The organism is Flavobacterium ginsenosidimutans, from assembly GCF_003254625.1.
Lineage (GTDB): Bacteria > Bacteroidota > Bacteroidia > Flavobacteriales > Flavobacteriaceae > Flavobacterium > Flavobacterium ginsenosidimutans.
In genome coordinates, this window is sequence record NZ_QJRJ01000074.1 from 149722 (window position 1) to 172030 (window position 22309).

Genomic DNA, 22309 nt, shown 5'->3' on the forward strand with positions numbered 1-22309 from the left:
GTTAAATTCAATAAGAAACTACTGACTTGTTTGTCAGGCCGAGCGAAGTCGAAGCCCTCATCTTGTTTCCATTAGCCTTCGACTACGCTCAGGATGATATTTGTTTATAAAAATTACAAAAAAGATTGAATTGCCAATTCGTAACTTTTAAGTCCGAAGCCTAAAATGACGCCTTTTGCATTTCCAGACAAATAAGATTGGTGTCTAAAACTTTCGCGTGCATAAGTATTAGAAATATGAACTTCTATTATAGGAGTTGTAACGGCTTTCATTGCATCGCCCAAACCAATAGAAGTATGCGTGTATGCGCCTGCATTTAAAATAATTCCGTCAAAAGTGAAACCGCATTCTTGAATTTTACCAATTAATTCGCCTTCAATATTACTTTGATAATAAGAAAGTTCAATGTTTGGGAATTTTTGTTTCAACGTTTCAAAATAATCTTCAAAAGTTTGGCTTCCGTAAACTTCTGGTTCACGTTTGCCTAAAAGATTCAAGTTTGGTCCGTTGATAATGCAGATTTTCATATGTATTTTTTTTATTTTGAGGTATTGACATTGCTATTGATTTTTACAATTGTCATTGTACTTTGTAAAAATAAAAAAACCGCACTAATAAATAGAGCGGTTTTTATAAAAGTATGTGATATATTTTTAGAACATGTATCCAGCTGAAAGTTGGAATACTGAGTTTTTAAAGTCAGCTTCTTTTGAAATTTCTGTCAAACCTATGCCATAACGAGCTTGAACAAAAAGACCTCCAACAACTTTTAATCCTAAACCTGCATTAAGAGAAAAGTCAAATGTTTTTGGATCTGCGACATCAAATTCTTTTTTATTGCTAACAAGGAATGATGCCTGTGGACCAAGCTCTAAGCTAAGAGATTTAGTCATGTAGATTTTAGCCATTACTGGGATAGCAATATACCCCATTTCATTTTTAAATTCAGAAACAGCATTTTTATAAGTTGCTCCTTGTGTAGTATATAAAAGCTCTGGCTGAATTGAGAATTTATCTAATAATTTAAGTTCTGCTACAAGACCTGCGTGGTAACTTGTAATACCTTCTTTATCAACAGAAATTCCATTAAAATCAGAACCTCCAGTTTGATTCGCAAAGTTAACCCCTGCTTTAACCCCGATTTGTACAAATTGTGCGTTTACTGCCGCCGATGTCGCAATAAACATAACAGCTGCTAAAATTATTTTTTTCATAAAAAGGTTTTTAAAATTGGTATTTTAAATGTTATCTAAAGTTCAAAACTACATATTTAGGATTTTATTGCATTATATTTTGGATTAAATAATTACTAAAATTCCCACTCAAATGCGATTTTTAAGCGAAAAAAGCTACTAATTATATTTTAAAATTCTGATTATCAGTCTTGTTTTTCGTAATTTTTTTCTGTCTTATTTTAATACTTTTTGAACTTATTGGGGAGTAATTTTTGTAGTCCTAATCTTAGTTTTGTAAATATTAAATCAAATTAATATTTAAAAAAATTATGAAAAAAATTGTTTTAGCTGCTATTGCAGTATTGACTTTCGGATGGGCAAATGCTCAAGAACAAACTGCAAAAGGCAAATGGTTAATTGAAGCTAATACTGGTTTTGGTGCTGGTGTTGGAAGTACTAGTTTTGGTTTAGCATCATCAGATGGCGAAACTCAATGGAACATTGGGGCAGAAGGAGGATATTTTGTAGCTGATAATCTAGCAGTGAAAGTTGGTTTAGGATATGGTGACGAAGGTCACGATTCTAGCACTTTTGCTTATAAACTTGGAGCTAAATATTATGTAGCAAATAAATTTCCACTAGAAGTTTCTTATAATGGTGTTAGCTACAAAGGGGCTGATGAAAATCCATCTTATTTGGGATTGCAAGGAGGTTATGCTTGGTTTGTTGGAAAAAATGTTTCTGTTGAACCAGGAGTTCGCTATAATGTTTCATTAAATGACGATTATTATAAGAGTGCATTCCAATTCAACATTGGTTTCGCTTTACACTTCTAAGATTTAGTTAATAAAAAGTGTTTTTTGAATGCCTCTTCAGTAAAATGAAGAGGCTTTTTTTATGTTGATAATTCTAATTTTTAAATGGGCTTAATTTAAAATTAACAATTAGGGTATTATTTACTATTTTATTTGTTAAATTCCTAATATAGATTTGTGAAGAAAATTTTTATATTTGATCTAATTAATTTAACCCAAAACAAATTAGAATGAAAAAAATTATCTTATCTGCCATTGCAATTATGGCTTTTGCATTTACAAATGCACAGCAAACAAGATTTGGAGTAAAAGGAGGTCTTAATATTTCAAGTATTGTTGGTGGTGATGTGAGAGATGCTAATGCGTTAGTAGGATTTCACATTGGTGGTTTAGCTGAAATCCATGTAGTAGAAAAGTTTTATATTCAACCAGAGGTTTTGTTTTCTACACAAGGAGCGAAATTTGATAATGGTTTTGGAAATGATTTAGATATAAAATTAAACTATTTAAATATTCCTGTTCTGGCAAAATATTATATCGTTGATAAAAGATTTAGCGTAGAAGCTGGTCCGCAACTTGGTTTTTTGTTGTCAGAAAAATGGGATAATTCTGATTTTGACGGTGATGCGAAATCAGTAGATTTTGGTTTTAACTTTGGAGCAGGTTATAGTTTTACTGATAATTTTTCAGTTGGTCTTCGTTATACGGTGGGATTATCTCCTATTTGGGATGATAATATTGATGACTCAGGAGATTTGTATGATAGTGCAAAAAATGGTAATTTCCAGATTTCTGCAGCATATAAATTCTAATCTGAATTTTTAAAATATTTCAAAAACCTTCCCTAAACCAGGAAGGTTTTTTTATGCCAAAAAATCACTTACTTTGTAGATATGAATTGGAGCAGATATATAAAAGATTATCAGTCCTATTTAAGGATTGAGAGAGGTTTGTCTAAAAATACAATCGAAAATTACGGCTTTGATATTGAGCGTTTATGTCTTTTTTTAGAAACCAATCAAATAGATGTTTCTCCAATAAAAATTTCTGATGAAACGTTACAGCAATTTATTTATTCGGTAGCTAAAGAGGTAAATCCGAGATCTCAGGCAAGGATAATTTCTGGATTAAAAAGTTTTTTTAATTATTTGGTTTTTGAAGATTACAGAAACGACAATCCTTTAGAATTAATCGAAGCACCAAAAACGGGCCGAAAATTGCCTGATACTTTATCGCTTCAGGAAATTGATACTTTGATTGAAACAATTGATCTAAGCACCAATGAAGGTGAACGAAACCGCGCAATGCTCGAAACCTTATATGGCTGCGGACTTCGTGTTTCTGAATTAATTTCGCTCAAAATCTCTGATCTGTTTTTTGATGAAGGTTTTATTAAAATAACGGGTAAAGGAAATAAAGAACGCTTTGTTCCAATTGGTTCTTTAACTCAAAAATATATTGATATTTATCGAAATGCAGTGCGTATTAATTTGAATATTAAAAAAGGAGCCGAAGATACTTTGTTTTTAAATCGAAGAGGAAATCAATTAACTCGAGCTATGGTTTTTACGATCATTAAAGATCTTGCTCAAAAAGTAGGATTGAAAAAAAATATCAGTCCACATACACTTCGTCACTCTTTTGCAACACACTTATTAGAAAACGGAGCAGATCTCAGATCAATTCAGTTAATGCTTGGGCATGAGTCTATTACAACTACAGAAATCTATGTTCATTTGGATAGACGTTTTTTAAAAGAAGTGATGCATAGTTTTCATCCAAGAAAATAATTTTTTGGAATTTTATATTTATTATTGCAAAAATTAATATATTGTGTTAAAATATTGTTGCAATAAAAACAAAAAAGCATAATGTTGTGATTTTTCTCTCTTTTTTGAAGTGAAAGCTTAGGATTTTTTATTTACATAAAAAGGTAGTATATGGTTTTTGATTTATATGGGAATGAAGATTGCTTAGAGGTAAATAATTTTTATAAGAAATTGTTAGCCGAAATGCCCGACTTACTTTTTCAGTTTGTTATCGATGCTGATAATAATTACTCGTTTCCTTTAATAAGTAAATCGGCAGATGAAATATTTGAACTTTCTGAAGTAGATTTTAATAATGATATTAAGCTTATAGTTTACGATAGAATTGTGCCACAGGATCGTGAACTTTTTTTTCAATCTTTAATCAAAGCCAGAAAAGAAATAAAACCTTGGGAAATTGAGTTTAGAGCTACTCTTCCTCAAAAAGGAATTCGCTGGTTTAAAATATCTTCCAAAACAGAATCAGGAATAAATGGAAATGTAATTTTTTATGGTCACGTTTCGGATATCACAGAATTAAAAGATAAAGAAGAAAAACTAAGAATATCCGAAGAACGTTTTCAATTTGCACTCGATGCTTCAACTGTTGGTATTTGGGATTGGGATATGGTTACAAATAGCGTTTTTTACTCTTCTTTATCTCTTAAAATTTTGGAGCTTGACTCTGCAGATATTTTTGATGATCCTGAACGCTGGGATAAAATTGTGCATCCAGATGATCTTCCAAAATATTATTCGGATATCCATGAGCATTTTGATAATAAAATCCCATATTATGAAAACTATCATCGAGTAATGACGTCGAGTGGTAATTATAAATGGATTTTAGATCGTGGAAAAGTAATTAAACGTGATGAAAATGGAAAACCATTACGTGTGATTGGAACTCATACAGATGTTTCGGCTCAAAAAGAAAAAGAACTTGAGCTTATGAAAACCATGAAATTATATAGTGATCAAAATAGCCGTTTATTGAACTTTTCGCATATTGTTTCTCATAATTTAAATACGCAAGCGGGAAATATAAAATCGATTTTAGATTTTATTGATGCTGATGTTAATAGACAAACTGTAGAAGAAATGCTGGAACATTTGCGTACTGTTTCCAATGATTTGAATGAAACCATTTCAAATCTTACGCAAATTGTAAAAACGCAAAGTAATATCAATATTGCAGTAGTTCCCTTAAAGCTTTGCGAGTATATCGAAAAAACTATTTCGACAATTAAAGGATATGATAAACAGCGAAATGTAACCATTGTAAATAACGTTCCGAAGTATCTGACGATTAATTTTAATCCTGCGTACATGGAAAGTGTTTTGTTGAATTTTACGACAAATGCGATTAAATATGCGCATCCAGATCGAGATCCAGTAATTACTTTTGATTTTGCAATTGAGCGTGAAGGTTATAAATCTCTTAAGATTACAGATAACGGTCTCGGAATTGATTTAAAAGTTTATGGTGATTTATTATTTGGAATGTATAAAACCTTTCATAAACACGAGGAAGCCCGAGGTATTGGATTATATATTACCAGAAATCAAATTGAAGCGATGAAAGGAACAGTTGAAGTGGAAAGTGAAGTAGGAGTGGGAACAAGCTTTAAAATCGTTTTTAATGATATGTAAAATTTAAACATAAATAAAAAAGGCTGTCAATTGACAGCCTTTTTTATTTATGTTTCCTTAGATTATTTAGCAATATTTACAGCTCTTGTTTCTCTAATAACTGTAACTTTTACCTGTCCAGGATAAGTCATTTCTGTTTGAATTTTTTGTGAAATCTCAAAAGATAAGTTTGCTGCATTGTCATCAGAAACTTTTTCGCTTTCTACAATTACACGAAGTTCTCTACCAGCTTGAATGGCATATGCATTTTTAACTCCGCTGAATCCGTAAGCTACATCTTCAAGATCTTTCAAACGCTGGATGTAAGAATCTAAAACTTGACGTCTAGCGCCTGGTCTTGCTCCAGAAATAGCATCACAAACTTGAATAATTGGGGACAATAAAGATTTCATTTCAATCTCATCGTGGTGCGCTCCAATTGCGTTGCAAACTTCTTCTTTTTCACCGTATTTCTCAGCCCATTGCATACCTAAAAGTGCGTGTGGTAAATCACTCTCTGTGTCTGGCACTTTTCCAATATCGTGTAATAAACCGGCTCTTTTAGCTAGTTTTACATTTAATCCTAATTCTGCAGCCATGATACCGCAAAGTTTAGAAACCTCTCTTGAGTGCTGTAATAAGTTTTGTCCGTAAGAAGAACGGTATTTCATTCTACCTACCACTTTAATCAATTCTGGGTGTAAACCGTGAATTCCTAAGTCGATTACAGTACGTTTTCCAACTTCAATAATTTCGTCATCGATTTGTTTTGCTGTTTTAGCAACAACTTCTTCAATTCTTGCAGGGTGAATACGTCCGTCAGTTACTAATTTGTGTAAAGACAAACGAGCAATTTCTCTACGAACAGGATCAAAACAAGAAAGAATGATAGCTTCTGGTGTATCATCAACAATGATTTCAACTCCAGTTGCAGCTTCAAGAGCTCTAATGTTTCGACCTTCACGACCGATAATTCTACCTTTTACATCGTCAGATTCGATATTGAAAACAGAAACGCAGTTTTCAACAGCTTCTTCAGTTCCAACTCTTTGAATTGTGTTGATGATGATTTTTTTAGCTTCTTGCTGTGCAGTAAGTTTTGCCTCTTCAATAGTTTCTTGAATATGAGACATCGCTTTGGTTTTAGCTTCAGCTTTTAAACCTTCAACCAATTGCTCTTTTGCTTCTTCAGCAGAAAGTCCAGAAATTACTTCTAATTGCTGTAATTGGCTTTTGTGAAGTTTGTCAACTTCAGCTTGTTTTTTGTCTAAAACTTCAATTTTGTTATTGTATTCAGCCGTTTTAGCTTCAAACTCGTCATTTACTTTTTTAGCTTTTGAAAGTTCGTTCGAAACTTGAGATTCTTTATCACGTACGCGTTTTTCTACTTCAGCAACTTTTTTATCTCTTGCTAAAATAACTTGTTCGTGTTCAGATTTAAGTTCGATAAAACGTTCTTTTGCTTGAAGAATTTTATCTTTTTTAATATTTTCAGCTTCTAAATTAGCATCTTTCAAAATTGAAGCAGCTTCTTTTTTAGCATTTTTGATTAGGTTTGAAATATTACTTTTCTCGATAATTTTAGCTATTGCAAATCCCGCCGCAATACCTACAATACCAATAATGATCGTTATGATGTCCATGTTTGTTAGGGTTTATATATAAAAAAAGCCTACATTAATTGCTTGTATAAACTCGTAAAGACAAGTTTTGAGCTAACTCACTGTTCAAGTTTCCCAGCCAAAAGGAGGGCATACTATAGTAGCGACGATTTGCTCATTCTAAATTGTTAGTGTTGAGTTTACCAATTGTGAACTAATGTAGGCAGTATCTTAGTTTCTGTAAAGAACGTTTATTTTTCGAGATATTGATCTAAAAGCGTATTTAATCTTTTAATTCTTTCGATAGTCTCTTCTCCATCGATTGCGTTATCAATTTGTTTTTGTTCAACTTGCGATGCGAATTGTAATGCGCACATTGCTAGAACATCTTGTTTGTCGCGAACAGCGTAATTTTCTTCGAATTGCTTTATCATGGCATCAATTTTTTTTGAAGCACTTCTAAGTCCTTCTTCTTGAGCGGGTTCAACCGTAAGTGGGTAAACGCGATCGGCAATTGATATTTTAATTTTAAGCTTTCCGTCCATATTACTAATCTGATAATTGTGCTATACAGTAATCAATTTCGCGAATTAATGAATTTATTTTAAGCTTTGTCTCTCTCTTGTTATTGTCGCTGCCGAGCAACGAATTGGCTATCTTAAGTGTTTCATTTTGCTTTTTCAAAGCCTCCATTTCCTCAGATTGTTTCTGGATAATTTGCGCAGCTTTGGCTAATTCTAATCGTAATACTTGATTGTTTTTCTCCAAGCCTTTTGATTTTTCAAAAAGCTTTTCGACTTTATATTCAAGAGTATCAATTATTTCGGCAATTACACTCATTATACATCCTATTCATTACTTAATCCTACAAAGTTAATATTCCTTTTTATTAATGCAATTTTTTATCGATTTTTTTACATTAAAATAGATAAATAAGTGTATTTCAATTAATTGTGTTTTTGAAGCTTTTTTCTTGCTTTTATTGGTTTATTTTTCGTTATCTTAGCAAAAATGTTGCTTATGAGATTTTCCGTACTTACCCTTTTGATTTGTAATTTTATATTTGCTCAGACGCAATATCCTAAAGATTATTTTAGACCTCCACTAGATATTCCAATGCAACTTTCCGGCAATTTTGGAGAGTTAAGACCCAACCATTTTCATGCTGGTTTTGATTTAAAAACCAATCAAAGAGAAGGATTAAGCGTTCATGCAATTGCAGATGGTTATGTTTCAAGAATTAAAATTTCGACTTTTGGAAATGGAAAATGTATTTACATTACACATTCAAATGGATATACTTCTGTTTATGGACATTTGCAGACTCCAGTTGGGCCAATTTTAGATTATGTAAAAGCGACGCACTATAAAGAAAAGGCATACGAAATCGAAATGTTTCCAAAACCTGGAGAACTTCCTGTTTCAAAAGGAGATATTATTGGCCTTTCAGGTAATACAGGTTCTTCAGAAGGGCCACATCTTCATTTTGAAATTAGAGATACTAAAACAGAATTTGTTATAAACCCGATTTTCTTTGGCTTTGACCAAAATATAAAAGATACAAAAAAGCCAACTTTGTCTAGTTTATACGTTTATCCTTTAGATAATGCAACCGTAAATCAGTCTAAACAGCCGTTGCTGTTAAGTATGGCGCTTCAAAAAGACGGAACTTATTTGGCTTCTAAAGTGAAAGCAAACGGAAAAATTGGTTTCGGAATCAATGCTGTAGATACTGATGATGTTTCGTTTAATAAAAATGGTGTTTTTAATGTTACTACTTTTTTAAACGGTAATCCAAATTATAATTACCAGTTTAATACTTATTCTTTTGATGAAATGCGTTACATCAATGCTTTCATAGATTATCAGCGTTATAAAAAAACAGGACAGCGTGTACAGAAACTTTTTATGAAAACGCCTTTTGCTTTAAGCATTATTAAAACAGATTCTCTTAGAGGTATCATAAAGACTGAACCAAATTTGGCTTCTTCTTATAGAATTGAAGTTTCTGATTATTTCGGAAATCTAAATTCTGTTACCGTTCCAATTGAATTTGATGATGCAACTCCTTTTGTAGAAGCGGAACCAATCACTTCGAAATATTTTGTAAAATACAATAGAGATACCAATTTTGAGAAAGATAATATGTCTGTTTTCTTTCCAGCTGGAACTTTCTATGAAGATTTTAATATGAATTTTGATGTTCGAAACAACAAGATTTATATTCATGATGATACAGTTCCAGTGCATTCTAATTTTACAATTACGGTAAAAGATGATTCTTATCCTGAAAATTTACGTGATAAACTTTATATAGGAAAAGGCACTAGCTACAATGGAACTATTAGAAAAGATAATGTTTTTACTGCTAAGGCAAAAATTTTAGGGCAATATGGTTTAGTTTTAGATACAATTCCGCCTGTCATAAAAATTGCTAAACCAATTGAAGGAAAATGGATTAGCGATCAAAAGAAAATTGATTTTACAATCAGCGATTCTTTGTCTGGAATAAAATCTTATAACGGATATTTAAACGGAAGTTGGGTTTTGTTTGAATATGAAAGTAAAGCAAGAAGAATTACCCATACTTTTGATCCGCAATATTTGGCTGAAGGCGAAAACTTTTTAAAAATTGAGGTGGTTGATAATGTAGGAAATACTACTATCTTTGAAACTCGTTTTTTTAGGAGTCAACAAAAATAAAACCCAAAATCTTTGAATTATAATAGGTTTATATTCGTTTTTCTTTTTTCGTTTTTTAGCTGTATTGTACTAGCTCAAAATGCTCGCATAAAAGGAGTGATTTTAGATGCAGAAAAACATCCTGTTCCGAGTGTGAATATTTCTTCGCAAGGAACATCAGTGCAATCAGATTTGAATGGTTTTTATGAAATTGAAGTCCCTTCAAACAAAAAAGTTTCGCTGATATTTACCCACGTTTCTTTAAAAATGATGAGTTTGACGGTTAGCTTGAAAACAAATGAAGTTTTTGTTTTTAACCCTATAATGAATAATTCACAAGAGCAAATGGGAGAAGTTTTTGTTTCTTCGGGTAATCGAAAAAGAGTTCAAGGAATTGCAACTATTGACACAGAAACGATAAAGAAAATTCCTGGTGCTAATGCCGGAATTGAAAATGTTTTGAAAACACTTCCAGGTGTAAATTCAAATAACGAACTAAGTACACAATACATGGTTCGTGGCGGAAACTATGATGAAAATCTAGTTTATGTAAATGAAGTCGAAGTGTATCGTCCGTTTTTGATTCGTTCAGGACAGCAAGAAGGTTTGAGTTTTACCAATACAGATTTAGTTCAAAACGTTGAATTTTCTGCTGGCGGATTTCAAGCAAAATTTGGTGATAAATTATCTTCTGTTTTAGATATTACTTATAGAAAACCAACTCATTTTGGCGCTGCTTTTGAAGCAAGTTTTTTAGGAGGAAGCGCTGCGGTCGATTTGGTTTCGAAAAATAAAAAATGGTCTGCGGTAACAGGAGTCCGTTATCGAAATAATAGTCTTTTGGTAAATAGTCAAGATACTCAGACAAATTACAAACCAACTTTTGCAGATGTTCAGACTAATGTCAATTATGATATTTCTGAAAAATGGCAAATGAGCTTTTTAGGAAATATTTCTCAAAATAAATATTCTTATCAGCCTTTGGTTCGCCAGACTAATTTTGGGACTTTAGATCAGCCAATGGCACTTGCAGTTTATTATGACGGACAGGAAAAAGATCAATACGATACTTATTTTGGAGCTTTAAAAACTACTTATAAAGCTTCGCCAACACTTACTTTAAAATTAATTGGTTCTTTATTTCATACCACAGAAAAAGAACATTTTGATATTTTGGCGCAATATCGTTTAGGTAATATAAATTTTGAGGATTCAGGAGATGCATCTTCAGTTGATTTTACTCGCGGAATTGGTTCTCAATTAAATCATGCAAGAAATGATTTGGATGCTTTAATTGCTAATATCGAATTGAAAGGAACTAAAGATTGGAAAGAAAGCCAGTTAGAATTTGGTTTAAAATATACAAGAGAATCTATTCGAGATCGAGTAGTGGAGTGGGAAGTAATCGATTCTGCAGGATTTTCGATAAATCCACCTTTAGTTATCTTACCAGAAAATAATCAGCCGTATACACCTTATACAGGTCCGCTCTTGCCTTATCAAAATATACGCGCAACAAACTTTAATACGATAAATAGATTCTCTGGTTATGCCCAATGGAACAAACAATCTGAAATTGGCTCAAGCCGAATTTGGTATCATTTAGGAGCTCGTTTTCAAGGCTGGAATGTTTCTGGAGCTTTAGAAGAAGGAAAAACACAATTTGTAGTAAGTCCGCGAGCTCAGTTTGCTATAAAACCAGATTGGGATCGTGATATGGTTTTCAGGATTTCAGGAGGATTGTACCATCAACCACCGTTTTATAGAGAATTACGAGATTTAGACGGCGTTGTAAATCCGAATGTGAAAGCACAGGAAGCAATTCATATCGTTTTAGGAAATGATTATAATTTCAAAATGTGGAATCGCCCTTTTAAATGGGTTACGGAATTGTATTATAAATCACTTTCAGATGTCAACGTGTATTCGATCGATAATGTCCGCATTCGCTACGTTGCGAATAATAATGCAAAAGCGTATGCGCAAGGTCTGGATTTTAGATTGAACGGCGAATTTGTACCTGGAACAGAATCTTGGGTGAGTTTTGGCTATTTGAAAACCGAGGAAAATTACGAAGACAAAAGTTATATTGCACGTCCAACAGATCAGCGTTTGAAATTTGCTATATTGTTTCAGGATTATATGCCGAACATTCCAAGTGTGAAAGTATATTTGAATTTAGTCTACAATACTGGTTTGCCAGGTGGTGCACCGGCTTACTCAGATCCATATTTATATCAAAATAGATTGAATGATTATAGAAGAGCAGATATTGGTTTTGCAAAAGTTTTTGTAGACAGCAGTACACAAAACACAAAAACGGGTTGGCTGAAAAACTTTAAAGAATTATCGCTAGGACTAGAAATTTTTAATCTTTTCAATAATCAAAACGCGATTACTAATACTTGGGTTCGTGATGTGTATTCTAAAAATCAATATGCGATTCCAAATTATATGACTTCGAGAGTTTTTAACGTTAAGTTAAATGCGAGATTGTAATTTGTTTCGTTATGAACTAATGAACTAGTAAAATTCAATAAAAACAAAAAATACAATCAAAAATAGTATATTTGATAATCGTATATAACCATTGTAGATGAAAAAGTATTTTAAATATATCGCCCTAATACTTGTCGGAACAGTAATTAGCTGCCGAGAAGAAGTTCAAAAACCAAAAGTAAGCTACGGTGCTTCAAATAAAGTAAGTATTACTAAAACAGATACGACTCAAATTGAAATCGCCGATTTGCCGATTCAGTTGGAAGGGACAAATTATTTAATTCATCCAGTTGGTGATTTAAGAGTTTATGAAAGAGGTTCTAAAGCTAGATTTGGTTCTTCGAGTGTGAATGATGTAAGCTTTACGATTTCTAATTTAGGCGAATATGAGATTACGGGATATCTTCAGAATTTAAAATTCCAAAAAGTAGATTCAGATTCTATTCGTCCTTTGTCGGATAAACCAATTTTGATTTTAACAGCAACTTATTTAAAACCTGTTGCAGATAAAACTCATAATAATGTGATGGTTTACACACTGACAGATTCTGACACGAACAAAGATGGCAAAATAGATACAAGTGATATTAAAACGTTGTATTTGAGCGATATTAGCGGAGAAAATTTCACAAAAGTTTCAGCCGATTTAGAAGAATTGGTAGATTGGAGTTTAATTGAGTCTAAAAACCGTCTTTATTTTAGAACGATTGAAGATACTAACCAAAATGGGCAGTTTGATAAAAGCGATGTGCTGCACTACAATTATATAGATTTAGCTTCTAAAAAATGGGAAGTGAAGAGTTATAAACCTATCTAAGTTGCTGAGATTCTGAGACACTAAGATTCTAAGTTTTTTTAGCTACAGATAAAGGATTTTTTTAAGAAAGAGGTTGTCTTGATTTATTGAGACAACCTTTCTTTTTTAATTATTTTTATAAAAATGCGTTTTCTGTTTTTATATCAAGTTGTCATTCCGTAGGAATGTTTCATCGGTAACAAAAAAAGGTGGACGATAATTTTACGTTCCGTAGGAACGTTTGATGTGTCGGATTGTCAAAAAAAATGTCAAAATCAAACGTTCCTACGGAACGTAAAATTAACCATAACAATATTTTTTTTTTGCTACCGATGAAATGTTCCTACGGAACATGATCAGATACTGGAAAGAAAACCTTTACAATCTTTGGCTAAAAAAAACTTAGAATCTTAGTGTCTCAGAATCTTAGAAACTTAGAAACTTAGAAACTTTGTGTCTTAGCATCTCAGAACCTTAGCGCCTTTAAATTAATATGTCACTTTCTAAATCTGATTTTTCGATTTCGAAACCAAAATCCAAACGTTCAACTAATTCGATTACGAGTTTTTTATACCAGTTTTCAGATTTTGGATGAATGTATATTTTTTCAATTAATTGATTGATGTCGACATTGATTTTTAATCCGTCGTTTAGTTTTATGTCACTTTTTGAAGTGTCGGTAATAATACGGACTTCGCGCTCGTATTGAAAGCTTTTTCGCTTAAATAAAAAGGGAAAGAACAAATCATCAAACGGAATATATTCTTTTTTGTAGTCGATGTAATTTACTTCACCAATATATTGGTCAAAATTATTTTCTGGCTTTAATGCTTTCTGTAATCTTCCAATAGTTGATTGAATTGCTAATCCTTCGCTATTTTGTGTGAAAATCTGCCACATCGCAAAAGATTCATATTCATTAATATGCCAGCTGCTTATAGCAACTTGTTCGCGATGTGTTTTGTAGTAATTCAAAAAGTCCGGATTATCAATAGCAAGTTTTTTGATCTCTTCATAAGTAGGTTCGCTGAAAGTGCCTTCGTATTGATCTTCAAACTTGTCTGAACGTGACATGAATAATTTCTTCGAAAGCAGTAAATCCAAAAATTTTGATAAATCCAGATATTTCCAGACAATGGTATCAGGGTTGTCAGGAAGTGTGATGTTTGGGTTGTTAAGATACATTTTTGTGAGGTTAAATGATTTATTCTTTAACTAACCTAAAGTTATAAAAATAAACACAGATTAAAGAAATTAAACTGAGTTTTAATATTTCCTTAATCTGTGTAAATTAATTTGGGTGGATGCGTTTCTTACGATTCGAAAGACTGCATTGTTACCAGTTTATTGTAAGTTCCGTTCAGTGCGATTAATTCTTCGTGCGTTCCTTGTTCAACGATTTTTCCTTTTTGCATTACAACAATGACGTCTGCTTTTTGGATTGTTGAAAGACGGTGAGCAATTACGATTGAAGTTCTGTTTTGCATCATGTTTTCAAGAGCAACTTGAACAAATTTTTCGCTTTCTGTATCCAAAGCCGATGTTGCTTCATCTAAAATCATAATCGGTGGATTTTTCAATACGGCACGAGCAATTGATAAACGTTGTTTTTGACCTCCAGAAAGTTTGTTTCCGCTGTCTCCAATATTAGTATAGATTCCTTGCGGAAGATCTTTTACAAACTCATAAGCATTAGCAATTTTAAGCGCTTCGATAATTTCGTCATCAGTAGCGTCTAATTTTCCTAAAGCGATGTTTGCTTTAATCGTGTCATTAAATAAAATGCTGTCTTGCGTTACCAATCCCATCAAACTACGAAGCGATTGCAGATTCATGTCTTTAATGTTGATTCCGTCAATCGAAATAGAACCGTCATTAACATCGTAAAAACGAGTTAATAAATTGGCAATTGTACTTTTTCCGCTTCCAGATTGTCCAACAAGTGCAACAGTTTGTCCTTTTTTAATTTGAAGAGAAAAATCTTTAAGAACAGTTTCTTCTTCATATTTAAAGTTTACATTTTGAACGCTGATATTGTGATCAAAAGTTGTTTTCTCAATTGCATTTTCTTTAGAAACAATAGTGTTTTCTTGTTCCAAAATTTCAAGAACACGTTCTGCAGCAGCATTTCCTCTTTTTACTCCGTAAGAAGCTTTAGAAATGGCTTTTGCAGGAGTTAGAATGTTGTATGCTAATCCCATGTAAGCAATAAACGCTGCGCCTTGTAAAGTTTTATCAATCAAAACCATTTGACCTCCGTACCAAAGCAAAATAGCAATTACAGTAATTCCCATAAATTCGCTGGCAGGAGAAGCTAAATTTTGGCGGTTTCCAATACTATTTGATAAAGTAAAAAAGCGTTCTGTAGAGTTTCTAAAAACAGTATTAAAATAGTTTTCAGAATTATATCCTTTTACAACTTTTAAACCTCCAATTGTTTCTTCAATTGTAGATAGAAATCTTCCTTGCTCTTCTTGAGCTTTAGTTGATTGTTTTTTAAGCTGTTTTCCAATCAATGAAATGATATATCCAGAAACTGGAATAAAAATGAAAACAAACAAAGTCAACTTAGCACTGATGATAAGCATAGTGGTTATCGTAAAAATAATTGTTAAAGGCTCTTTTACAATAAGCTCTAAGATGGCTAAAAATGAGTTTTGAACCTCGTTTACGTCAGCAGAAATTCTTGAAATCACATCTCCTTTTCTTTTTTCAGAATAAAAAGCCAAAGGAAGCTCTAGCGTTTTTTTATACAAGGCATTTCGCATATCTTTTAAAACACCATTTCTCAAGAAATTGATAAAAAACATTGCCAAATAATCGGCTAAGTTTTTTAGTAAGAAAATAGAAATGATGATGGTTACCATTACAGATAAAACATAACCCGGTTCATGGTTTTGCTGCGCAGTTGTAATATAATAGGCTAAATAGTCTTCGGCGTATTCTTTAATTTTAAAAATACCTTGGTAAACTGGCTCTATTTCTACTTTTTTTCCTTTTTCAAATAATACCTGAAGCATTGGTATTAAGGCAACAAACGAAAGTGTGCTGAAAAGCGCATACAAAATATTAAAAAAGATATTTAAGAATGCGTATTTTTTATACGGATATATAAAAGGAACTATTTTTTTGAAATTACTCATTTATTTTTTTGATATTATTTTCTTTTAATGCGATGGCGTTTCTCGGTATTGAAATTATTTTGAGCACGCAATTTTTACTGCACAAAATTAATCCAATTGAGGTGTTTTCAATTTCTTTTTAGTTTTTTTTATAAAAAAAACTCTGATTTACTTTCAAGATTGTAAATCAGAGTTCAAAGATATCGAACTTGCTAATTTTGCGTACAATCTGCAAAATTGCATATATTCAGATTTTAATTCAATTGCATATCTGCAATGATATTTTGTATTTTTTGATCTAAGAATTTTTCTGCTTCATCAAAATCCGAAACCGATTCGATTTCAGCATTTACGCTGATGTAGAATTTAATTTTAGGCTCAGTTCCGCTTGGTCTTGCACAAATTTTAGAACCATCTTCTGTATAATAAATTAATACATTAGATTTTGGCATATCCATTATCGATTCTTCGTTTGTCAATAAATTCAAAGCTGTAGATGATTGATAATCTTCAACCATAATCACTCTTTGTCCGTTGATTTCTTTCAGAGGGTTTTCACGTAAATTAACCATCATTTGGTTGATTTCTTCTAAACCTTCCATTCCTTTTTTAGTTAAAGAAACTAAGAATTCTTTAAAGAAACCGTTCTCAACATAAAGTTGTAAAAGTTCTTTGTAAACTGAACTTCCAGTAGCTTTTGCTTGAGCAGCAACTTCGCATATTAATAAAGTAGCAGCAACGGCATCTTTATCTCTAACTGCGTCTCCAACCATGAATCCGAAACTTTCTTCACCACCTCCGATAAATTGAAGTTCAGGAAAATCTTTGATCATTTTAGCGATCCATTTAAATCCTGTTAAACCAACTTTGCATTCAACGCCATAGCTTGTTGCTAATTCCATAATCATTGGAGTCGATACAATTGTAGAACCAACGAATTGTTTGCCATTAAGTTTTCCTGCTTTTTTCCATTGTTTCAAAAGGAAAGAAGTCATTAAAACCATCGTTTGGTTTCCGTTAAGCAAAATCATTTTACCGTCGTTATCACGAACGGCAACACCTAAACGGTCACAGTCAGGATCTGTTCCAACAACAATATCAGAATTTGTTTTGTCAGCTAAGGCTAAAGCCATTGTTAAAGCTTCTGGTTCTTCTGGATTTGGCGATTTTACAGTTGGGAAATCTCCATCTGGAACTGCTTGTTCTGGTACAATGTGAACGTTTTTATAACCAGCTTGCGCTAAAACGTCTGGAACAGATTTAATAGAAGTTCCGTGTAATGAAGTGAAAACAATATGAAGATTGTCTTTTGCTTCAGTAGGAGTATTGAAACTTGCGTTTTCGATTGATGATTTTATAAAAGCTTTGTCAATTTCAGTGTCTATATATTGAATTAAACTTTCGTTTGCGCTGAATTTGATTTTGTCATAGCTTAAAGCTTCAATTACATTGACAATTTCTTTGTCTTGCGGAGGAACAATTTGCCCGCCATCTTGCCAATATACTTTGTAGCCATTGTATTCTGGCGGATTATGAGAAGCTGTTAAAACTATTCCGCATTGACATTTTAAATATTTAAGAGCAAAAGATAATTCAGGTGTTGGTCTTAAATCAGAAAATAAATAAACTTGAATTCCATTTGCAGAGAAAACATCAGCTACCACTTTTGCTAAAGTGTTACTGTTGTGACGGCAATCGTAAGCAATAACAACTTTTAAAGGTTCATTTGGAAAAACTTCATGCAGGTAATCAGATAATCCCTGAGTGTTTTTTCCAAGTGTGTATTTGTTAATTCGGTTGTTTCCAACGCCCATAACTCCTCTCATTCCTCCAGTACCAAATTCTAAGTTTTTATAGAAACTTTCTTCAAGTTCTTTTGGAGAAGTTGTCATTAATTCTTTAACTGCAGCCTGCGTTTCTTGATCAAAAGTTGGTGTCAGCCATTCGTTTACAGCGCTTAAAATATTAGGTGCTATGTTCATTTTTACTGTTTTTTATGTTTTAATAAAGATAGTTTTTCAGCAAAGGTTAATTTGACTCAAAAAGATTTTTTTTTCCTGATTGGTGTCAAAAATTTACTTCGCGTGCTACTTTATATCGTTCTTCATTGTTTTTGGTTCTTAAAATAATTTCTCCTAAAAATCCAGCCAAGAAAAGCTGAGTTCCTAAAATCATTGTTGTTAATGCAATGTAAAACCAAGGGTTATTGGTAACCAAACTATATTTCATTCCATTATACATATGGTATAGTTTTGATACCCCAATATATCCAGCCGATAAAAAACCGATGATAAACATTATTGAACCAATAAAACCAAATAAGTGCATTGGCCTTTTTCCAAATCTCGATAAAAACCAAATGGTAATTAAATCCAGAAAACCGTTTATAAAACGCTCCATTCCAAATTTAGTTTCTCCATATTTTCTAGCTTGGTGAATGACTACTTTTTCGCCAATTTTTCCAAATCCAGCATTTTTAGCCAAAACAGGAATATATCGGTGCATTTCACCAGAAACTTCGATGTTTTTAACTACGACATTTTTGTAAGCTTTTAATCCACAGTTAAAATCATTTAATTCAACGCCAGAAGTTTTTCTAGCCGCCCAGTTAAATAATTTTGAAGGAAGATTTTTAGCCACAATAGAATCGTAACGTTTCTTTTTCCAGCCAGAAACCAAATCATATTTCTGAGCTGTAATCATTTCATACAATTCAGGGATTTCGTCTGGGCTGTCTTGTAAATCGGCATCCATTGTGATAATAACATCACCTTTTGCTTTTGCAAAACCAGCATGCAAAGCCTGAGATTTACCAAAGTTTTTCATGAAACGAATGCCTTTTACATTCGGATTTTCATTAGAAAAACCTTCAATAATTTGCCAAGAACTATCTGTACTACCATCATCTACAAAAATGATTTCATAAGAGTAATTATTAGATTGCATCACTTTAATGATCCAAGCATAGAGTTCTTTAAGTGATTCCTCCTCGTTTAGAAGCGGTATAAGTATAGATAAATTCATTTATAGTTTTATTCTTGTGTAGATTTGCTTTTGAAAAATGCTGCGAAAATTAATCCAAAAATGGCACTAATTACGATTGCAAAAATAGATCCTTTTAATAATTCGATTGTAGAATAAGGACTGCTTTCTTTCATCTTAGCAACAGCTTCATTAATTGCTGAGGCTGGTGTGCCAAATTTCTGCATCATACCAACAGTATATTTGATCATAATTTCGTTCAAAGTCTCCTTTGCGCCCGGATCAATTACATTAAAAAGTACAATGTTAAAAGTTGTAGATATTAAAATACCAATTACTGCAGCTATAAAATAAGTAGTAAAAGCATCTTTAAAAGGAAAAACACCATTTAATTCTTTCTTAGTTTTAGAAAGTAAAATGATACTAATTGTAAGACTTATTACGATTCCTAGTATTCCCATCCACCAAGCTGTAAATAAGTTTAAATCAACAGCATAGATTGTAGCGGTAACCAAAGCAGATGCAATTCCGATCATTACACCGTATGTAACTCCATTCTTTTTTATAACTTCATTAATCATATTTTCTATATGTTTAAAATTAATCCACAAATATAGTAATTCCCACTATAATCGGATATAAAAAAAGCTTTTCGAAATAAACTAAAAAAAAGTGAGCTAAGTATTTGTTTATTAAAAAAGAATTGTAAATTTGCACACTCAAAAATAATTAAATTTTTAAACAAAAAAAGAGTAGAGTTGTTTACACCTTTTTCTAACCATGAGAAAGCTTCAAAATAAAAATGCTCTAAAACAATAAATAAAAGAAAAGATGAAAAAAGGAATTCACCCAGAAAATTACAGATTAGTTGCATTTAAAGACATGTCTAATGATGACGTTTTTATCACTAAATCTACTGCAGATACAAAAGAAACAATTGAAGTTGACGGAGTTGAGTATCCAGTTGTAAAAATGGAGATTTCTAGAACATCTCACCCTTTTTATACTGGTAAATCTAAACTTATCGATACTGCAGGACGTATTGATAAATTCAAAACTAAATATGCAAAACACGCTAAAAAATAATAGCTGTTTTTCTTTAAATACAAAAGCCTTCCACTCTGGAAGGCTTTTTTTATGCGTTAAATTATGCTTATCATTAAAAGGGCATTTTAAGAAACCAGATAAATATTTGTAACTTTGGGGCAGGTAACCAAACTAATTTTTAATAAACTCAATTATTTATGAACTACATTCTTTTCGACGGCCCCGTTCGGAATGCTTTATTACCTTTTACTTTTACGAGACCAGTTGCAGATATTCTAGTTGGAATTATGACGATTCGCCAGAAATGGGAAAAATATCTTGGTTCTACAATTACCACTATTACAGAGGAATATTTGTCTGAAAAATTTCCAATGGTTGAAATGGAAGAAAACGTAATGATCAATGCAGCGTATTTACCAAATGATACTCTTGCTGAGATGATTTCTAATTTAACAGAAAATCAGGCGATTTTTAAAGGTGAAGATGTAATTGCATTTTTTACAAATGAAAACCAAGAAGAAGTCGATTTTGATACTTACGAAATTATTCAATACAATGAAGATTGTATAACGATTGAACATACTTGGGATATTTTCTCTAAAAATGATGCAGCAATTCGTCAAGATTTTAAATATCTAACTGAAGATCGTACGTCACAGCCAATTCCAAAAAGCGTAAATGTAATTTCGCCAGAAAATATTTTTATCGAAGAAGGAGCAAAATTAGAGTTTGTAACTTTAAATGCTTCAACAGGTCCTATATATATAGGTAAGAATGCTGAAATCATGGAAGGAACTGTTATTCGTGGACCATTTGCTTTATGCGAAAATGCTATGGTGAAAATGTCTGCTAAAGTTTATGGCGCAACGACTGTTGGTCCTGGATCTAGAATAGGCGGTGAGGTAAAAAACTCAGTTCTTTTTGCTAATTCAAACAAAGGGCATGAAGGATTTTTAGGTGATTCTGTTTTAGGTGAATGGTGTAATATTGGAGCAGATTCAAACAATTCTAACCTGAAAAACAATTACGAAGAGGTAAAATTATGGAGCTACGAAACAGAAGGTTTTGCAAAAACCGGACTTCAGTTTTGTGGTTTAATGATGGGAGACCACAGTAAATGCGGAATCAATACGATGTTTAATACAGGAACAGTTGTTGGTGTAAGCGCCAATATTTTCGGATCTGGTTTTCCTCGCAATTTTGTTCCGAGTTTTTCTTGGGGCGGCGCAGCAGGATTTACAACTTATGTAACTAAAAAAGCTTTTGAAACTGCAAGGTTAGTGATGAGTCGAAGAAATATCGAATTTGATGCAACTGAAGCTGCTATTATGGAGCATATTTTTGAAGAAACAAAAAAATGGAGAAAAGACTAATTAGATAATTAGTCAATTTGAAAATTAGATAATTATAGCAAACCCGACAGGTTTTTTAAAGTCTGTCGGGTTTTGTTGTGTTTAAGGTTTTGAGAATTTCTAATTAACACATTTTCTCATTTTACTTATTTGTCTATTTTAATAAAATTTTCTTTTAAGTTGAATTTTAATTCTAAACCGTTTGTAAGTTTCGTTTCATAACCAGAACTTCCAATTTCGATTTTAGTTACTTTTTCTTTCGGGAAATTTTCTTTTATGTACGAAGCAATTTTTTTAGGAACAATAGATTTTGGAATTTTAGAGTTATTGCCGTCAACTTCTTTCCAGTTTCCTTTTTTATCGAATTCAATTTCAATTTCATTGCCAAACTTAACTTTGTATTCTGTAGAAAGAATTTCTTTGTCTTCTAATATATAGCTTGGTTTTTTTGATCCAAAATGGGTTTTTAAAAAAGCTTGAGCATTTGCTGGCAAAGCTTCTTTTTTAATTACAGTTTTTTGTGCATTTGCAGAAAGTCCAAATATTAATCCTGCAATTAAGTAAATAGTCAGTTTTAATTTCGATCTCATATTTTGCTGATTTTTAAAATTATAGTACAAGTTAAGGCTAAAATTTTGAAATTGGAAAATCTGGTCAGGTTTAAAAATCAATCAAGCTTCTTTTTTTTTTTTGCCACAGATTAAAAGATTAAAAAGATTTTTTTTTAGAATATGGATTCTTTAAAAAAAATAATCAGTTAAAATCCTTTAATCTTTGGCATAAAAGAAATTATCTAAT

General features: G+C 32.0%; 20 protein-coding genes. 9 read left to right on the plus strand and 11 right to left on the minus strand.

Annotated features, from left to right (window positions below; translation table 11 throughout):
• Positions 1 to 113 precede the first annotated feature (113 nt).
• Positions 114 to 527 (minus strand): type II 3-dehydroquinate dehydratase, encoded by a 414-nt coding sequence (gene aroQ / locus DM444_RS09120; protein WP_111285810.1) that lies wholly within the window; start codon positions 525 to 527, stop codon positions 114 to 116.
• A gap of 126 nt (positions 528 to 653) precedes the next feature.
• On the minus strand, positions 654 to 1214 hold the full coding sequence (locus tag DM444_RS09125; protein WP_111285812.1) for a porin family protein: 561 nt from the start codon (positions 1212 to 1214) through the stop codon (positions 654 to 656).
• A 290-nt stretch (positions 1215 to 1504) separates the two neighbouring features.
• Between DM444_RS09125 and DM444_RS09130 the strand changes: the two genes are divergently transcribed.
• From DM444_RS09130 to DM444_RS09145, 4 genes are all read left to right on the plus strand, one after another.
• Positions 1505 to 2011: a porin family protein gene (locus tag DM444_RS09130; RefSeq protein ID WP_111285814.1), complete on the plus strand. Its 507-nt coding sequence runs from the start codon at positions 1505 to 1507 to the stop codon at positions 2009 to 2011.
• Positions 2012 to 2220: 209 nt separating this feature from the next.
• Positions 2221 to 2802 (plus strand): porin family protein, encoded by a 582-nt coding sequence (locus DM444_RS09135; protein WP_111285816.1) that lies wholly within the window; start codon positions 2221 to 2223, stop codon positions 2800 to 2802.
• An 81-nt stretch (positions 2803 to 2883) separates the two neighbouring features.
• On the plus strand, positions 2884 to 3780 hold the full coding sequence (gene xerD, locus DM444_RS09140; protein WP_111285818.1) for a site-specific tyrosine recombinase XerD: 897 nt from the start codon (positions 2884 to 2886) through the stop codon (positions 3778 to 3780).
• 150 nt (positions 3781 to 3930) lie between these two features.
• The gene (locus tag DM444_RS09145; RefSeq protein ID WP_111285832.1) at positions 3931 to 5451 is read left to right on the plus strand and encodes a sensor histidine kinase; all 1521 of its coding nucleotides are present in this window, start codon (positions 3931 to 3933) and stop codon (positions 5449 to 5451) included.
• Between the two features lie 62 nt (positions 5452 to 5513).
• Here DM444_RS09145 and rny read toward each other — a convergent pair whose 3' ends face one another.
• From rny to DM444_RS09160, 3 genes are all read right to left on the minus strand, one after another.
• Positions 5514 to 7073: a ribonuclease Y gene (rny, locus tag DM444_RS09150; RefSeq protein WP_111285842.1), complete on the minus strand. Its 1560-nt coding sequence runs from the start codon at positions 7071 to 7073 to the stop codon at positions 5514 to 5516.
• Between the two features lie 209 nt (positions 7074 to 7282).
• A complete protein-coding gene (locus DM444_RS09155) occupies positions 7283 to 7576 on the minus strand; it encodes a cell division protein ZapA (protein WP_111285845.1) in 294 nt (97 codons plus the stop codon).
• 4 nt (positions 7577 to 7580) lie between these two features.
• Positions 7581 to 7871 carry a hypothetical protein gene (locus DM444_RS09160; RefSeq protein WP_111285848.1) on the minus strand — a complete coding sequence of 97 codons (291 nt, stop codon included), beginning with the start codon at positions 7869 to 7871 and terminating at the stop codon, positions 7581 to 7583.
• Positions 7872 to 8051: 180 nt separating this feature from the next.
• On the opposite strand from DM444_RS09160, the gene DM444_RS09165 reads away from it, so the two are divergent.
• From DM444_RS09165 to DM444_RS09175, 3 genes are all read left to right on the plus strand, one after another.
• Positions 8052 to 9734, plus strand: a complete 1683-nt coding sequence (locus tag DM444_RS09165; protein WP_111286032.1) for a M23 family metallopeptidase — start codon at positions 8052 to 8054, stop codon at positions 9732 to 9734.
• 12 nt (positions 9735 to 9746) lie between these two features.
• A complete protein-coding gene (locus DM444_RS09170) occupies positions 9747 to 12212 on the plus strand; it encodes a TonB-dependent receptor (protein ID WP_111285850.1) in 2466 nt (821 codons plus the stop codon).
• Between the two features lie 97 nt (positions 12213 to 12309).
• Positions 12310 to 13029, plus strand: coding sequence for a CREC-EF hand family protein (locus tag DM444_RS09175; RefSeq protein ID WP_111285852.1), 720 nt, complete (start codon positions 12310 to 12312; stop codon positions 13027 to 13029).
• Positions 13030 to 13491: 462 nt separating this feature from the next.
• On the opposite strand, the gene DM444_RS09180 is transcribed toward DM444_RS09175, so the two are convergent.
• From DM444_RS09180 to DM444_RS09200, 5 genes are all read right to left on the minus strand, one after another.
• Positions 13492 to 14193, minus strand: coding sequence for a DUF2971 domain-containing protein (locus DM444_RS09180; protein ID WP_111285854.1), 702 nt, complete (start codon positions 14191 to 14193; stop codon positions 13492 to 13494).
• 128 nt (positions 14194 to 14321) lie between these two features.
• Positions 14322 to 16151 carry an ABC transporter ATP-binding protein gene (locus tag DM444_RS09185; protein ID WP_111285856.1) on the minus strand — a complete coding sequence of 610 codons (1830 nt, stop codon included), beginning with the start codon at positions 16149 to 16151 and terminating at the stop codon, positions 14322 to 14324.
• A 233-nt stretch (positions 16152 to 16384) separates the two neighbouring features.
• Positions 16385 to 18112: a phospho-sugar mutase gene (locus DM444_RS09190; protein ID WP_111285858.1), complete on the minus strand. Its 1728-nt coding sequence runs from the start codon at positions 18110 to 18112 to the stop codon at positions 16385 to 16387.
• Positions 18113 to 18197: 85 nt separating this feature from the next.
• Positions 18198 to 19154 (minus strand): glycosyltransferase family 2 protein, encoded by a 957-nt coding sequence (locus DM444_RS09195; protein ID WP_111285860.1) that lies wholly within the window; start codon positions 19152 to 19154, stop codon positions 18198 to 18200.
• Positions 19155 to 19162: 8 nt separating this feature from the next.
• Entirely contained in the window at positions 19163 to 19693 is a 531-nt protein-coding gene (locus DM444_RS09200; RefSeq protein WP_111285862.1) for a DUF4199 domain-containing protein, read from the minus strand.
• A 250-nt stretch (positions 19694 to 19943) separates the two neighbouring features.
• On the opposite strand from DM444_RS09200, the gene DM444_RS09205 reads away from it, so the two are divergent.
• Together DM444_RS09205 and DM444_RS09210 are read left to right on the plus strand one after the other, a co-directional pair.
• Positions 19944 to 20198 (plus strand): type B 50S ribosomal protein L31, encoded by a 255-nt coding sequence (locus DM444_RS09205; RefSeq protein ID WP_011921626.1) that lies wholly within the window; start codon positions 19944 to 19946, stop codon positions 20196 to 20198.
• Positions 20199 to 20356: 158 nt separating this feature from the next.
• A complete protein-coding gene (locus tag DM444_RS09210) occupies positions 20357 to 21532 on the plus strand; it encodes a GlmU family protein (RefSeq protein WP_111285864.1) in 1176 nt (391 codons plus the stop codon).
• A gap of 125 nt (positions 21533 to 21657) precedes the next feature.
• On the opposite strand, the gene DM444_RS09215 is transcribed toward DM444_RS09210, so the two are convergent.
• Positions 21658 to 22101 carry a PepSY-like domain-containing protein gene (locus DM444_RS09215; protein ID WP_111286034.1) on the minus strand — a complete coding sequence of 148 codons (444 nt, stop codon included), beginning with the start codon at positions 22099 to 22101 and terminating at the stop codon, positions 21658 to 21660.
• Positions 22102 to 22309: the final 208 nt, after the last annotated feature.